This is a genomic window from Vibrio sp. 2017_1457_13, from assembly GCF_030851525.1.
GTDB classification, from domain to species: domain Bacteria; phylum Pseudomonadota; class Gammaproteobacteria; order Enterobacterales; family Vibrionaceae; genus Vibrio; species Vibrio metschnikovii.
Window position 1 is genome coordinate 59,886 of the sequence record NZ_VHTA01000007.1, and the last position, 16,309, is coordinate 76,194.

At 43.8% G+C, this 16,309-nt stretch carries 12 protein-coding genes and 1 tRNA gene; 6 read left to right on the forward strand and 7 right to left on the reverse strand.

What is annotated here, in order from left to right:
* Positions 1 to 20 precede the first annotated feature (20 nt).
* The 3 genes from clpP to FKN88_RS11315 form a co-directional block, all read right to left on the reverse strand.
* Positions 21 to 647 carry an ATP-dependent Clp endopeptidase proteolytic subunit ClpP gene (gene clpP / locus FKN88_RS11305; protein WP_004395646.1) on the reverse strand — a complete coding sequence of 209 codons (627 nt, stop codon included), beginning with the start codon at positions 645 to 647 and terminating at the stop codon, positions 21 to 23.
* Positions 648 to 756: 109 nt separating this feature from the next.
* Positions 757 to 2,058: a trigger factor gene (gene tig / locus FKN88_RS11310; protein ID WP_154168638.1), complete on the reverse strand. Its 1,302-nt coding sequence runs from the start codon at positions 2,056 to 2,058 to the stop codon at positions 757 to 759.
* A gap of 569 nt (positions 2,059 to 2,627) precedes the next feature.
* Positions 2,628 to 4,097: a YdiU family protein gene (locus FKN88_RS11315; protein ID WP_154168640.1), complete on the reverse strand. Its 1,470-nt coding sequence runs from the start codon at positions 4,095 to 4,097 to the stop codon at positions 2,628 to 2,630.
* A 338-nt stretch (positions 4,098 to 4,435) separates the two neighbouring features.
* Here FKN88_RS11315 and FKN88_RS11320 point away from each other — a divergent pair, with 338 nt between their 5' ends.
* The gene (locus FKN88_RS11320) at positions 4,436 to 5,803 is read left to right on the forward strand and encodes an L-serine ammonia-lyase (RefSeq protein WP_154168643.1); all 1,368 of its coding nucleotides are present in this window, start codon (positions 4,436 to 4,438) and stop codon (positions 5,801 to 5,803) included.
* 90 nt (positions 5,804 to 5,893) lie between these two features.
* Here FKN88_RS11320 and FKN88_RS11325 read toward each other — a convergent pair whose 3' ends face one another.
* Positions 5,894 to 6,667 carry a sugar transporter gene (locus tag FKN88_RS11325; protein WP_154168645.1) on the reverse strand — a complete coding sequence of 258 codons (774 nt, stop codon included), beginning with the start codon at positions 6,665 to 6,667 and terminating at the stop codon, positions 5,894 to 5,896.
* Positions 6,668 to 6,934: 267 nt separating this feature from the next.
* On the opposite strand from FKN88_RS11325, the gene FKN88_RS11330 reads away from it, so the two are divergent.
* The 3 genes from FKN88_RS11330 (at position 6,935) to FKN88_RS11340 (ending at position 10,761) form a co-directional block, all read left to right on the forward strand.
* Entirely contained in the window at positions 6,935 to 8,467 is a 1,533-nt protein-coding gene (locus FKN88_RS11330) for a bifunctional GNAT family N-acetyltransferase/carbon-nitrogen hydrolase family protein (RefSeq protein WP_004395651.1), read from the forward strand.
* A 185-nt stretch (positions 8,468 to 8,652) separates the two neighbouring features.
* A complete protein-coding gene (locus FKN88_RS11335) occupies positions 8,653 to 9,084 on the forward strand; it encodes a thioesterase family protein (protein ID WP_004395652.1) in 432 nt (143 codons plus the stop codon).
* Between the two features lie 411 nt (positions 9,085 to 9,495).
* Positions 9,496 to 10,761, forward strand: a complete 1,266-nt coding sequence (locus FKN88_RS11340) for an SLC13 family permease (RefSeq protein ID WP_187985571.1) — start codon at positions 9,496 to 9,498, stop codon at positions 10,759 to 10,761.
* Positions 10,762 to 10,989: 228 nt separating this feature from the next.
* Here FKN88_RS11340 and FKN88_RS11345 read toward each other — a convergent pair whose 3' ends face one another.
* Complete coding sequence (locus tag FKN88_RS11345; protein ID WP_154168649.1) at positions 10,990 to 11,775, reverse strand: EAL domain-containing protein; 786 nt, start codon at positions 11,773 to 11,775, stop codon at positions 10,990 to 10,992.
* Between the two features lie 221 nt (positions 11,776 to 11,996).
* On the opposite strand from FKN88_RS11345, the gene FKN88_RS11350 reads away from it, so the two are divergent.
* Positions 11,997 to 13,553, forward strand: coding sequence for a PAS domain-containing methyl-accepting chemotaxis protein (locus FKN88_RS11350; protein WP_154168651.1), 1,557 nt, complete (start codon positions 11,997 to 11,999; stop codon positions 13,551 to 13,553).
* Between the two features lie 44 nt (positions 13,554 to 13,597).
* Here the strand turns inward: FKN88_RS11350 and FKN88_RS11355 are convergent.
* Positions 13,598 to 13,674 (reverse strand) — tRNA-Arg (locus FKN88_RS11355).
* 333 nt (positions 13,675 to 14,007) lie between these two features.
* Here FKN88_RS11355 and folD point away from each other — a divergent pair.
* Positions 14,008 to 14,880, forward strand: a complete 873-nt coding sequence (gene folD / locus FKN88_RS11360) for a bifunctional methylenetetrahydrofolate dehydrogenase/methenyltetrahydrofolate cyclohydrolase FolD (RefSeq protein WP_154168653.1) — start codon at positions 14,008 to 14,010, stop codon at positions 14,878 to 14,880.
* A gap of 91 nt (positions 14,881 to 14,971) precedes the next feature.
* Here the strand turns inward: folD and FKN88_RS11365 are convergent, their stop codons facing one another.
* Positions 14,972 to 16,174: a NupC/NupG family nucleoside CNT transporter gene (locus FKN88_RS11365; protein ID WP_154168655.1), complete on the reverse strand. Its 1,203-nt coding sequence runs from the start codon at positions 16,172 to 16,174 to the stop codon at positions 14,972 to 14,974.
* Between the last annotated feature and the right edge of the window lie 135 nt (positions 16,175 to 16,309).

Consider the following 16,309-nt stretch of genomic DNA (forward strand, 5'->3'; position numbering starts at 1 on the left):
TTAATCAATTATTACGATTGTTATTCACCGCGATGGGTAAGTATCGCATCAACAATACCGTAATCGACTGCTTGCTGCGCTGACATAAAGTTATCTCGGTCAGTATCACGTTCAATGACATCTAGTGGCTGTCCGGTATGCTCTGCAAGTAGCGTATTTAATTTATTCTTGATGCTCAAAATTTCTTGTGCATGGATCTGAATATCCGATGCCTGCCCTTGGAATCCACCGAGTGGTTGGTGAATCATGACACGTGAGTTAGGCAGAACGTAACGTTTGCCAGGAGCACCACCGGCCAATAAAAAAGCGCCCATAGAGCAAGCTTGTCCAACACACAGGGTACTTACATTCGGTTTAATAAACTGCATCGTGTCATAAATCGACATACCTGCGGTTACGCTGCCACCGGGTGAGTTGATGTATAGAAAAATATCTTTATCTGGATTTTCAGATTCTAAGAAAAGCAGTTGAGCCACGACAAGATTTGCCATGTGATCTTCTACTTGACCCGTTAGGAAAATAACACGGTCTTTCAATAAGCGAGAATAGATGTCGTATGAGCGCTCACCACGAGAAGTTTGTTCCACCACCATGGGTACTAGCGCGTCAATAATTGGCGACATTGCATTTTTTTCTTGGTAGCTCATAGTCTTAATATCCCTAAAATAAATGGCCCGAATGATGGGCATCACACGGACCATTGTTAGCAGAAGAGTCGAGGTTTCGTCAACCCTTCTTGCTGATCACCGACTAAAATTAAGCCGCTTCTGGGTTCATTAGCTCATTAAAGCTAACGGTTTTTTCCGTTACTTGTGCTTTGGCAATGATGGCATCAATCGCTTGCTCTTCTAGAGCTACATTGCGCATGTTGTTCATCATTTGCTCATTTTGCTGGTAGTAAGCAATCACTTCACTTGGATCTTCATAAGCGGTGGCCATCTCTTCGATGATCGCTTTTACTTTCTCTTCATCCGCTTTCAGCTCTTGAGTACGGATCACTTCACCAAGTAGTAGGCCAACAACAACACGGCGTTTCGCTTGTTCTTCAAATAGCTCACGTGGAAGTTGGTTAGCCGCTTCAGTGTTACCACCAAAACGTTGGGCTGCTTGCTGACGTAGTACGTTGATTTCTTGGTCAACCAAAGCAGAAGGAACCAGTAGTTCGTTCTCTTTTACTAAGCCTTCAATCGCTTGCTCTTTAACGCGTGTTTTGATCGCTTGCTTTAGCTCACGTTCCATGTTTTTGCGAACTTCAGCTTTAAGACCTTCAAGACCACCGTCTGCAACGCCAAATTTAGCAACAAATTCATCGTTCAATTCTGGGAGCTCACGAGCTTCAACTTTGTTTACTTTGATAGCAAACTTAGCCGCTTTACCTTTTAGATTTTCCGCATGGTAATCTTCTGGGAAAGTCACGTCGATTTCAAATTCCATGCCTTTGGTTTTTCCAGCAATACCGTCTTCAAAACCAGGGATCATACGACCTGCGCCCATTTCTAGTGGGAAGTTTTCCGCTTTGCCGCCTTCAAACTCTTCACCGTCAATCGAACCGATGAAGTCGATAGAAACACGCTTACCTTCTTCAGCTGCTTCATCCACTTCTACCCAAGTCGCTTGCTGCTTACGAAGCGTTTCTAGCATTTCAGCGACGTCGGCATCGGTCACTTCTGCTGCTGGTTTTTCTACCGTAATGTTTTCTAAACCTTTCAACTCAACTTCTGGATAAACTTCAAAAGTAGCGGTGAATACCAAATCTTGGCCTTCTTCCATTGAAACAGGAGCAAACGTTGGTGCGCCCGCTGGGTTGATTTTTTCTTTTACGATAGCTTCGATAAAGTGACGCTGCATCACTTCACCAAGCATATCTTGACGTACTGCTTTGCCGTACATCTTAGCAACCATCTTCATTGGCACTTTGCCTTTACGGAAACCATCAAAACGACGGTTTTTCGCGATGTTGCGTAGTTCCGCTGTCACCGCATCTTCGATGTTTGCAGCTGGAACAGTAATATTGAGACGGCGCTCTAGGCCTTCTAGCGTTTCAACAGTAACTTGCATTATTTATAAACCTCAAAACTGGCTCAGTATTACTGAGCATCATGAGCCAATACGTTGACTGGCTGCATCCTTGTGTGGTGCTCGATTGAACACTTAGCGATAAAACATTGAGCATCGGCGTATCCAGTTAACTCACCTTCACGCCGGACTAATGAGTGATATCTTTGCCGATTTGCGCCGAATAAAGGTATCTCTGATTAGTCTCAGGACAAAAATTTAGACGCGACATTCTACCGACCCAAGCTTTTGCTGTCGAGTTAAACCCCAAGCCGGAACCCGTCAATCTGATAAAAACTCGCCTAAGTGCTAAAAAATCCATCACCTCGTTTCAACACGCTGTAATCGAAATGGGGACAATAAAGGCTTTTTCAAGAGAATCGAGGTCTTTTTTTATCCAAATCGATAAAAAGAGATCTTGCTCTTACTTTTATACTTTAAAAAATTCGACACTCGACGGTCCCACCGTAATGACGAGTCTATAGTCAACAAGACATCGTCGAGATGAGAATAGGATGAAGGTCCTACTTAAAAAAGACCGATAGTAACCTCGAGGCGCAAGAGAACATAAGCTAAGAAGAGCAGCTTATCGACAGCGTCTTTCCCCAATCTGGCGGCAATTGAGCATAATGCTCGTTCTCGACTTGTTCAGAAAAAGGGTCACGTAACACGTTGGTTAACCGCTCCAGTTCACGATAGTCCCCCTGCTCAGCGCGTTCAATTGCGATCTGTGCCAAGTAATTTCGTAAAATGTATTTCGGATTATGCTTACGCATCGTGGCACAACGTTGAGAGACCGAGACTAAATGGCCTTGAGCGTCTTTCTCTTGCTGACAACGCTGCAGATAATGCTCTAGCCACCGCTGACCAGCGTCTCTATCAGCAACGAGATCGATAACGCTTTGTTCATCAGCATGATCTAAACACGATAACTGACGCATAAAACGCGTGTAGTCGACTCGATGTTTCGCGAGTAACGTAAATAGCTGGTCGAATAACTCACTGTCCCCAGGCTGCTGGGTCAATAAGCCTAGTTTCTGACGCATTAGCTCGCTAAAATATTGATTAAGTAGCGGTTCATAACGGCTCAAGGCTTGTTCTAAATCTCCGCGGTCAATAAGTGGTGATAAAGCGTGTGCTAAAGCAGACAGATTCCATAAACCTATTCTTGGTTGCTGATTAAAGGCATAACGGCCTTGATAATCCGAGTGGTTACAAATAAAACTTGGGTCATAATCATCTAAAAACCCAAAAGGACCATAATCAAACGTTTGTCCAAGAATAGACATATTATCCGTATTCATCACCCCATGAGCGAAACCGACCGCTTGCCATTGAGCAATCATCTTTGCGGTTCGCTCAACAACCTGTGCAAACCAATCAGCATAAGGGTTATCCGCTTGCAGACATTGCGGATAATGCCACTCGATAACCTTATCGGCCAACAAACGTAGCTCATTGATTTTATTAGTATAAAAGAAATGCTCAAAGTGACCAAAACGCACGTGGCTTTGGCTCATCCTGACTAATAAAGCGCCTTTTTCTGCTTGCTCACGATAGACTAGCGTATCACTAACCATCATCCCCAGCGCTCGAGTGGTGGCAATGCCTAATCCCGCCATCGCCTCGCTACATAAATACTCACGGATTGTCGAACGTAAGACCGCACGCCCATCCCCCATCCGTGAATAAGGGGTAAGTCCAGCACCTTTTAAATGCAGATCAAAGACTTCCCCTGAGAGACTGGTTATTTCAGCTAATAGCACACCTCGCCCATCGCCTAAATCTGGATTATAAACCCCGAATTGATGACCCGCGTATTTCATTGCCAATGGTTTAAAACTCTCCGGCATCTGTAGCCCAGAGAAACAAACAAGCAGTTCTTGATCGGGTTGATCGGGTAAACCGAACTGAGTAGCGAATTCCGCATTCCATGCTATCCATTGTGGATTATCGAGCGGTTGGGGCATTACTTCTCGATAAAAAACCTTGGGTAACGCATGGTAACGATTGGTCAGTGTCGTGGTTTGCCAGATAGACATCAATGCTGCTCTTTTGGTGGTATTTTGCGAAAAATAGCAAATACCCGAGTAAAATACTAGGTTTTATATTATCCTCTGCACACTCGGTTTTCGATGGATAACACTCATCAAAACAACCTTGCGCTGAACGCAGCGTCGCTTTCAGTATGACAAGAAAAAGAGCGCTATCCCCGAATAACGAGGAGTCGCAGCGAAGTGGCAAGTGAGTGAAGCCCGATGAACATAGACACGATGTGATAGAGATAAACAAACGCCGCTCACACCGCTGCAGCTTCAAGTTGGAAGGGTATATACTCACTAAACGTAGCCGAGTGCATTACACCAATAAGGGAAACATTATGTTGTCGATATTTGATATTTTTAAAGTTGGTGTTGGGCCATCCAGCTCTCATACCAACGGACCGATGATCGCTGGCTTTCAATTTTTATCCTTGATTGAGGATATATCGCTGGTGACCAGAATCCAGATTGATTTGTATGGCTCATTAGCATTGACCGGAAAAGGTCACCATACCGATCGCGCGGTATTGCTCGGACTACTCGGTAATCAGCCAGATACTATTGATATCACACAAGCGAAGATGGATTTACACACCATTCAACAAACCGCTACGTTAAATTTAGCAGGTAAAAAAAACATCCCTTTTTCTCATCAAGATGATCTCCTTTTTCATCCACAGAGCTTACCTTTACATGAAAATGGCCTAACGTTTAGCGCGTTTGATCAGCAACATCGCCTTGTCGCTTTTGAAACTTACTACTCAATTGGTGGTGGGTTTATTGCTACCGCTGCGCAACTTGAACATGGTCACGCCGCTTCACCCATTAACGTTGAATTTCCTTTTACCTGTGCCGATGACTTGCTCAACAAAGCGCAACGTAATGGGCTTAGTCTCGCCGGTCTCGTTCTTCGCAATGAACTTGCTTTGCGTGATGGGCAAGAGATCGACCGAAAATCAGAACAGATTTGGCAAGTGATGTCCTCTTGCATGGAACGAGGGTTTGAAACCGAAGGGATTTTAGAAGGCGGACTTAATGTGACTCGCCGAGCACCTGCGCTCTTGAAAAAACTCGAAGCCAATGCGTCCACAGAACAAGACCCATTAGAAGTCATGGATTGGATTAACTTATTTGCTTTTGCGGTCAGTGAAGAAAATGCGGCTGGAGGTCAGGTCGTCACTTCCCCAACCAATGGCGCAGCCGGAGTTATTCCCGCAGTACTGATGTACTATCATCGCTTTATTCGCCCTTTGGATCTTAAACAGATTAAAGATTTTCTCGCCGTCGCGGGGGCAATTGGTATGCTATATAAAATGAATGCCTCCATTTCAGGAGCCGAAGTCGGTTGCCAAGGAGAAATCGGCGTATCCTCTTCCATGGCGGCGGCAGGATTAACGTCATTACGTGGCGGCAGTAATGAACAAATTTGTATGGCAGCAGAAATTGCCATGGAACATTCATTAGGAATGACATGTGACCCAATTGGCGGCTTAGTGCAAGTTCCTTGTATTGAACGTAATGCGATGGGCGCCGTTAAAGCGATTAATGCCTCTCGCATGGCACTGAAACGCACAAGTAAGTGCTTAATCTCTTTAGATAAAGTGATTGAAACCATGTTCCAAACAGGGAAAGACATGAATAAAAAATATCGTGAAACGGCGTTGGGAGGTTTAGCGTTAATTCACTTAGCCCCCCCTTGCGAATAATGCTTACCCTGACACGATAGATAGATAGATGCAGATGCGAACCAAGGATGGCTCTTATCTATATGAATGACCCTTCTACCCATACCAACATTATTCTTTAATCAGTAAAGACGGTTTATTTGACGAGGTATCAAGCATGTTATCGATCTGTTTACGCTGTTTAATCCATCGATAACTGAGCGACAATAGACATAGCTCGTAGATCCAAAATGCATAACCCAATATATTCACCAACAATGAAAAACTGACACTTTGATGCCATTGGGCTGACTGATACACCACGAACCCAACCCCTAGTGGTAACACACCAACGAGCAAAAACAGCGATATCTGATAAGGCTGAGACAAACGCCATGCGGTAATGAGCCCGCGTGGTTCATCGTCAATCGATACCGCAGGGATCACTAATAGGCAGCGAGAAAATAACCAAATAACCGGTACAGCCAATAGCAAAAACAGCAACGCTAAACCAAAGAAAGAGAGTTCAAATAGAATCATGACTGAGAAAGTTGATAGAAAAATAAGTACCAATAATCCCGAAAATAGCAATAACCAATAACCGATGACTCTCAATTCTCTTAGCCCAGAGACGGGTTGTGGATTCTTCATCTCGAATGAATGATCGAGTAAAATAGCTCTGTGCATTCTGACGGTAACCCAAGCCGTCACACCAATCATCACTACCCCCGTTAGGAACACCAAAGGGCATTGCTCAGAGAAAAACGGATTGGAAAGAAGCCATCCCCCTAACTGAGTGATCACTAAGTGTGGCCAAGAGAGCCATAAAAATTTCCGCCATTGACGTTTAATCAGCTGAGCCGCGCTGACTAAAGTATATAAAAGCGGTAATGGACAGGACTTCATGAGTGTTACCTCAATGTATGGTAAACCGATAAATGTCATCTATCGGTTGACGAAAAATAAGCTAGTACTATGGACCATGGTGACTATTTTTTCAGCGGCAATCGCGTGACAAGCATCCAGGTTGTGCGACAAGTTAATGACATTTCTGTTATAAAATTAACCCTATCGACACCACCTAATGCGGTAACGAATAGATAGCTCACTATCTTTAACCTTGAATCGCGCCAATAAATTAGCCAGTATGGTTAAAAAAGGAGTTCATAAAGTATGAGTAATATCGCGCCACGCTTAACTCTGCGTGTGATTGAAAAGAACGATTATCCTGAGTTAGCCGCACTGATGGATCTCGTTTTCCACGATGTTGGGGGAGCTTGGCCACGAATGACGATCATGGATCTCATTCATCAATTTCCCGATGGTCAGATTTGTATCGAAGACGATGGTAAAATCATCGGTGCCGCTCTCACCATCAAAGTCGATTACAACCGATTCTCTCTACCGCATGTCTACACTGACATTATCAGTGAACATAATGTCATTCAGCATAAAACCAGCGGTGATGCTCTCTATGGCTTGGATGTGTTTGTCCATCCTGATTATCGTGGTTTACGTTTAGGGCGACGGTTGTACGCGGCGAGAAAAGAGTTATGCCGCAGTAATAACCTTAAGGCGATTTTAGCGGGTGGACGTATACCAGGCTATGCTCAACACGCCGATCAAATGCCCGTTGCTGACTATATTGAAAAAGTAAAACGCCGTGAGTTACACGACCCGATCCTCTCTTTTCAATTAGCGAACGATTTTGATGTTAAGCGTATCATGCGCCATTATCTCCCAGAAGATGACCACTCAAAAGGCTACGCAACATTATTAGAATGGGATAATTTTTTCTATGAGGCAGATATTCAGTCGGTACACGACGTTGAAAAAACGCTGGTTCGTATTGGTATCATCCAGTGGCAAATGCGCGCCGTTGATGGCGTAGAGGATTTGCTCGATCAAGCTGAGTTTTTCATTGATTCATTAGCCAAATATCAAGCCGACTTTGCCCTGTTCCCGGAGTTTTTTAATGCGCCACTGATGGGATTAAAACGTGAACAAAACAGCGTCGAAGCGATTCGTTTTCTTGCTTCTTTTAGTGAACAAATCAAACATCATTTCTCAAAGCTGGCCGTCACTTACAACATCAATATTATTGCTGGCAGCATGCCAGTGTTAGAAAATGGTCAATTGTATAACGTAGCGTATTTGCTGCATCGTGATGGTTCTATCGACGAACAATACAAAATACACATTACTCCCCATGAAAAACGTGACTGGGTAATTGATGGAGGCAATCAAGTCCGCGTATTTGAAACCGATGCCGGACGAGTGGGGATTTTAATTTGTTATGATAGTGAATTTCCAGAACTAGGAAGGATGCTAGCAGAGCAAGATGTGCAGATTATTTTTGTGCCATTTTGGACAGATACCAAAAATGGCTATCAACGTGTGCGGCTTTGCTCGCAAGCCAGAGCGATTGAAAATGAGTGTTATGTGGCTATCGGGGGAAGCGTCGGTAACCTGCCACGGGTTGATAATGTCGATATTCAATATGCGCAATCGGCTGTATTTTCACCGTCCGATGTTTTTTTTCCACATGATGCAACAATCACTGAAGCAAGTCCTAACACCGAAATGATCATTTTTGCCGATGTTGATCTCGATAAACTGAAGCAGCTCAATACTGAAGGCTCAGTGACTAATTTACGCCATCGTCGTATGGATCTGTACGGTGGATTTACTCACCCCAAAAACTAACCTTCTCTTAACAAAGAGCCACACAATCAAGACAACCTACTGTTAAGAATGAAATTATTCACCGTAGGTTGTCTTTAACTTTGCTACTCACCCCTCAAAACGTTAAATTAATGTTACCAAACTCACCATCATCCATGTCGTTCACGCTAGAATAACCAGTCACACGAATACAGGAACTGACTTTTATGGAACATTTACTCGCTGATTTTCCGGTTATTACTGAAATCCCTGTGGCTTGGGGAGAAATGGATGCGCTACAGCATGTGAACAATGTGGTTTACTTTCGTTATTTTGAAACCGCGCGTATCGACTATTTCAAACAAGTTGCCCTGATGGAAGAAACGCAAAGTACAGGTATCGGCCCAGTGCTAAGTGAAACCCAATGCCGTTACAAAATTCCGGTCACCTTTCCTGATACCTTACTGATTGGTTCACGTGTAGTTGATATTCAAAGCGATCGTTTTACTATGGAATATCAAGCGGTCAGTAAAAAAATGGGCAAAGTGACCACGACAGGCTCGGCGACCGTAGTCATGTTTAACTTCAAAAACGGACAAAAAGCTCACCTATCCGACAAACTGATCCACGCCATTAATACGATTGAAGCAACATCGTGATTCCAACCACCTTCTCCCTGACATCGCTTTAAGATGATTTTGAGAGCTATTAGACAAAACGGCCTTTCTCCGAGAAAGGCCGTCTCTTTTCGCCAACAACCATGATCATTGTCATCATTACCCCCCTTTAATTCGGTATAGTTTCCTCATCTTACAGACTGAAACACTAGGTAATTACTTTTTATAACACTTTATACTCATTATCTAACTCTGAAGTGGTGATATTCTCTGCTCAAAATGGTTCATCATCAACATCGTCGATGCCCAGACAACATGAGATAGCGAGTCGGTGGTCAGTGAATCCGTGGCCTTAAGATTAGTAACATTATGATTAAGTGTCATTGATACATTCAATACCGCGGCAACGGCAAGTGAGAAGGGATCGTCAATTACTAAATTAAGAGAGGTACTATGTTACTTATTGCACAATTAGTTATCGGGCTTACCCTGATATTAATGATCAGTGGTCGAACGCCACTGTATATGACCGCGATTATCGGCTCGACATTGGCCGCTTTACTGGCTGGTTTCCCCGTCACCGGTGGTGCGGATATTACTGTTTTGAAAATGGTCAACGGCAGTTTACACCCCGTGATTGCTGATATGGCGGGTGTATTACTTTTTATTGGTGTCATGGAAAAAACCGGCTTCCTCAATGTGATTATTCAACGCATCATTTTGTTGGGTAGCCGCTTTGGAGGAGGCCCTGGCATTGCCAGTGCAGGAACCGTCGCTGCTGGCGTGATTGGTGGTCTGACTGGCTTTACCCAACCCGCTATTACTGCGGTAATTACTGGTCCTGCCGCGATTAAACTCGGTGTTAATCCAGATAAAGTCGCAGGATTACAAGCGCATGCCGGTCACTTAGGTAACTTTGGTGGATTCACTCACCCAACCCTACTTGCTGTCATCGCCACTGCTGGTATTGGCTTTGGTATGATCAACGTCATTGGTGCGGTGACCGCTTTATCAATTATTGCGATCAGCTTTTGGCGTCTACGCGTTGAGCAAAAACGTAGTGGTATTACTTATACTCAAGAGCAAATCAATGCCATATTGCAAGACATTAAAGATAAATATGAAGACAAAAGCTTTTTAATCGCTATTTTACCTTTCATTGCTTTGGTGATTGGTTTTACTATCGGTTATCCAGTGTTTTTAGTTGGTGTGTTCTCTGCTTTGTTAGTCGCCATTTTAGCCAAAACACCACTAGGACAAGCTGAGTCAATGATGCTTGAAGGCGTACAACGAGTTGCTATCCCGCTCATTGCGACTATCGGCTTCTTATTTATGTCAACTGTCATTCGTAATGTTGGTGTCGTAGACATAGTCGCCAACTGGTTTGATCCTGCGCTTAACTACGCACCGATCGTGGTAATGTTGTTAGTGTCAGCGATTGCTGGTTTGATCACTCAATCAAACGCAGCATCAGCAGCGATTGTATTACCATTTCTGACGATTGTACTGAAATACGATGTTTCTCCACTTGCCGCCGCCGCGGCCGCTGCTGGTGGTTGTGCGGTTATGCAGTACTTCTTAACAGGGGGTCCCGTTGCTGCTCTTTCAACCACCGTGCCCGTTGTCCCTGGTTCAGAGCTAAAAGCGGCGAACCGCTTCCAACGCCCTTCTATTTTGGGGGGATTATTGGTGCTATTGGCGATTGTTGTCATTATCTAAACCTAATAGACTCCTCTCATGCTGAAACATCGCATAAGATAATAAGAAAAAACGCTAAGTAACCCTGTTACTTAGCGTTTTTATCCGAGGAGGCTCGATATACATCGCCGCTATAGACTATACCCAAACGAGTTGAAGTTGCAGGTAGGCGGCAAGTGAGTAAATCTCCATGAGCATAGGCAAACTATGTGATTGGGGTGAACGAACGTAGCCAACATCGCTGCAGCTTCAAGTAGGAAGGGTATTCAATATGTGGTTAATATCCGGTTTAGGTAAACACTCAAAACCAGGTTTAGCAAAGACATAACCTTGAATTAATGGAACGCCCAGTGCGATTAAACAGCCCAACTCCGCCAGCGTTTCAACCCCTTCGGCCAACGGTGTAATATTCAGATCTTTAAACATCGTTAAACAGTTACGTACTATACTTTGTCGGGTCAGATCCACATCAATACCACGAATTAACTGCATGTCTAATTTAACGATATTGGTTTGAAAATCAGCCAAGAGATTCAATCCAGAATAGCCAGAACCAAAATCATCAATCGCAGTTAAAAAACCCAACGATTTATAATACTCCACTACTCGTTTAACGTGTGTCGTATCTTCAAATTTTTCAACTTCAGTAAATTCAAATAAAATCCGGGAGATAGGAAAATCATAGCGTTGAGCAGCTTCTATCGTTGTCCGCAAACAGCGTTCTGGTTGATAAATCGCATTCGGTAAAAAATTGATACTCAACATCGAATCTAACCCTAATTGGCTAGCGAGCTGAATCGCCTTCACTCGGCAAGTTTGATCAAACAAATAACGGTTATGCTCATTAATTTGAGAAATTATTGAGTAAGCAGACTGCTCCTGCTCGCCTCTCACCAATGCTTCATAGCCAAAAATCGTCCGATTTTTAACATCAATGATCGGCTGAAAAGCCATCGTAAATGAAAATTCCAGTCCATCATGAGATTGGCAGTGAGCACAACTCACACGAGAAACAGGATCAGAGCAAGAAGTCATAACAACGAGCCTTATCAAACAAACTTATACACCAGAAAATAGTAGCATAATAATCAAGCAAAACCTGCGATTCTTTAAAAGTAAACCGAACCGATTCTGATCCTATTTTTAAATAAGCAAGTGGATTTACCCTATTACGCCATAGCCGATTATCAAATTTGTATTACTCTTATTAATGGAAAGGATTTGATTCACTGCATCCCCTTGCTTAGGATATCGTTATGCGTAATAACCAACCAACGACCAATAAAGAAAAAACCTTTGACCCAAAAACCAAATTAATTACGGTGACCGACACCCAAGGTATTATTTTGGAATGTAACGATGCCTTCGTCGACATCAGTGGTTTCAGCAAGAACGAGCTGATTGGTCAACCGCATAATATCGTACGCCATCCCGACATGCCCGCTGAAGCATTTGAGGTAATGTGGCAATATCTAAAAGCAGGAAAGCCTTGGATGGGGTTGGTGAAAAACCGTTGTAAGAACGGCGATTTCTATTGGGTAGATGCTTATGCCACTCCAATTACTAAAAATGGAAAAGTCGTGGGTTATGAGTCTGTCCGTTCTTGTCCAGAGAGACAAGCAGTTGCTCGTGCAGAAAAGTTTTATCAACGAATTAAGTCTGGAAAATCAACAAAGTCACTAGCTTTGCTCGCGCACCCTGAATATCTATTGTTAAGTATCGCTTTCTTGTTCGCCATCGTTTTATGGAATATCGGTTACTCTCAACTCTCTGAGCGCTTTTTTCTATTGAGTGTTGTTATCTTCTCGGCTTGGATCTCATACTCACGCAAGAAAATGTTTGCATCACTCAGCGCACTACTGAAAAACTCATTTAGTCACCCGTTAGCGGTCAGCACTTATACAGACGATAGTGGCGATCTAGGAACGATTAAAGTCTCCCTCCACAGTCAAGCCGCTCATCTCAGTACCATTTTGGCGCGAATTGAAAACGCGGCCAGTGACGTTTCATCGGGCATGAAGCGTGGGCAAAGCTTAACTCAAAGCGCCCGTAAAGAAATCATACGCCAGCAAGCCGAAACCGAGACTGTCGCTGCGGCGATGAACCAAATGAGCACTTCAATCAATGATGTTTCCGAGCATGTTAATAATACGGCGGGGCAAGCATCAACAGCCAATACGTTGACTCAAAACGGCGTCACAACGGCCCACATTACTCGAGATTCAATTGAAAAGCTCAAACAAACGGTGCAGCAGATTGGTCACTCTGTTGAAAGTGTTTCTGAGCAGACCACAAAAATTGCTCAAGTCGCCCAAATCATTGAAAATATTGCTGAACAAACGAATCTATTAGCACTTAATGCGGCTATCGAAGCGGCAAGAGCTGGAGAGCAAGGACGAGGTTTTGCTGTCGTCGCTGATGAGGTACGCGTATTAGCGACTCGAACTCAGCAATCAACACAAGATATCCACAATATTATTTCTGAGCTGACCGGTCGAGCTCAGCAAGCAGTAAACGTATCCAAAGTAGGCGTGCAAAATGCTGAAGAAGGACTAGGATACGTCTTAAAAAGTAGTGAAGTATTGGAAGGTATTTCACAGGCCGTTGAGCAGATTGCTGATATGTCAGCACAAATTGCTACTGCGGTTGAGCAGCAAGCTCATGTAGCAGAGGACGTTAATCAACAAATCGTCAATATTTCAAACTTAGCGGCATCCACCCAACGGAGTGCAAATCAGTTGAATGACTGTATTAATGATGTCGATAAGGTCTCGGACGATTTGCATGAACTTGTCGTGCGCTTCAAACAATAAGCGCCGATCAAAAAGCCCCAGTACAAGTACTGGGGCTTAAAATATGGCACGCCCTACAGGATTCGAACCTGTGACCACCTGCTTAGAAGGCAGGTGCTCTATCCAGCTGAGCTAAGGGCGCGTTACGGGAAAGGATTATACGAGTTCAAGCGCGTAAATCAACGCTTTTGACCGTTATTTTCTATCAAGTGCCTAAATATAAAGCAAAAGTACTATTTTAAAACGGGTTAACGAGTACATAACTCACGATGTCGTCGTCAGCCAACCACATAACGTCTTACTAAAATAGCATGACTCATCACTATTTAGCGGATCATCTTTACCGAATTTGAAACAGAAAAATCCGCACAAACATTAAAAATCAAATAGCAAACGTTTGCTTATAGATATTTTGCTTGTCATCTGCCACAATGCGCGCAAAATTTTGTGCTTTGCAGTGTAAGTAAGGAATGTTATGACGGCTCAATATATTGATGGAAAATTAATCTCGCAAACGGTGCGATCTGAAGTCGCAGCACGAGTAAAAGCCCGCACCGATTTGGGACTACGGGCTCCTGGACTTGCGGTTGTTCTTGTCGGCGAAGATCCGGCTTCGCAAGTCTATGTCGGCAGCAAACGTCGCGCCTGTGAAGAAGTCGGATTTGTCTCGAAATCTTATGATCTACCGGCAACAACGGGCGAAGCAGAGCTCTTAGCGTTAATCGATACGTTGAATCAAGACGACACTATTGACGGTATTCTTGTTCAACTTCCTCTACCTGCTGGCATTGATACGACCCAAGTACTAGAGCGAATTGTACCGGATAAAGATGTCGATGGATTTCATCCTTATAATCTCGGTCGCTTAGCTCAGCGTATCCCTAAACTGCGCTCTTGCACCCCTAAGGGGATCATTACCTTATTAGAACGTTACAATATCGAATTGCGGAGTAAACATGCCGTTGTCGTTGGTGCATCGAATATTGTAGGGCGTCCAATGAGTCTCGAATTACTACTGGCAGGCTGTACAACGACAACCTGCCATCGTTTCACTAAAGATCTTGAACACCATGTTCGTCAAGCCGACATTTTAGTCGTCGCGGTCGGTAAGCCTAATTTTATTCCCGGATCTTGGGTGAAAGAAGGAGCTGTAGTGATTGATGTCGGTATCAACCGTCTTGCTTCTGGACAATTGATTGGTGATATCGATTTTGAAGTTGCACGCACACGAGCCAGTTTTATCACTCCGGTTCCTGGTGGGGTTGGCCCGATGACGGTAGCAAGTTTAATTGAAAACACCATGATGGCGTGCGAACAGTTCCATACTCAAGATAAAACGCAACTTTAATCACTCGCATTAATTATCTCTGATTAACAATGAGAAGTAACATGTGAGACAAAAACGGGGCGAGTAATAATCTCTCTCGCCCCGTTTATATTTATAGTGATAAGATCACACCAGCCAATGCAGCGCTCATTAAATTAGCCAAAACGCCAGCCCCAATCGCTCTAAAACCATATTGAGAGATAAAACTGCGCCGCTCTGGTACTAAACTCCCCAAGCCACCGATCAAGACCGCCATCGTCGAAATATTAGCAAAACCACATAAAGCAAACGTTATGATCGCTTGCGAATGTTCACTCAATTGTGATTGTACGTTGATGAATTGAATAAAAGCGACAAACTCATTGATGACGATTTTATTACCAATCAGCGATCCGGCGGTAATCGCCTCATGCCATGGAATGCCCAATAACCATGCTATTGGTGCAAATAAATACCCCAGTATCAGCTCAAAACTTAATGTGATGCCGATCCCGTCCCCTACCCAGCCTAATAGACCATTGAGTAAGGCAATCACGCTAACAAAAGCCAGCAGTGTCGCGCCGACCGCAACCGCAATTCGTAGTCCAGACATCGCCCCATCAGCCATCGCTTCGACGACATTGGTTGCCTTTGGAATATCAATATCGATTTCGGCCTTTTGTTGGTAAGTTTCCGTTTCTGGAAACAACATTTTTGCCATTAATAAACCGGCAGGCGCAGACATAAACGCGGCGGCAATCAAATAGTTCAAATTGACGCCCAATGACGCATAACCGACCAAGGTGCCTCCGGCAACCGATGCCAAACCACAAGTCATCACCGCAAAAAACTGTGAATCACTCATCTGCTTTAAATAAGGCTTAACCACAAGGGGAGCTTCAATCATACCCACAAAAATATTGGCGGTTGCTGACAGCGATTCTGCTCGGCCAGTACCCAGTAATTTTTGTAGCGCTCCGCCAATCAAATTAATCACTTTCGGCATCAAGCCAATATGGTATAACCCGGAAATTAACGCAGAGAAAAAGATAATGATACCAAGGACATGAATGGCAAATACAAAGCCTACTTTCTCACTGGCTAACCCACCAAAGATAAAGCTGATCCCTTCTTGGCCATAATCGATCAAATGAGCAACGGCGCCTGTCACCCCATTGAGTATATCTTTACCTGCTGGCACGTAGAGCACCAACAGGGCGAAACCTACTTGCAACAAAAAAGCCAAACCGACCGTTCTAAGTCGAATATTTTTTCTATCTGCAGAAAATAGCCAAGCAACGCTTAAAATGGCTATCACACCAAGTAATGAGATCATAAATCCAATCCGAAAAGTTACTAATAATGCAAGGCGAGGCATTCTATAGCGCAAAAGTAGATACGCAAGTAGCAAATGTTAACGGAGTAGATCAAAAATAATCCACGCGATCACTGACTATTTAAGCCATTGAAT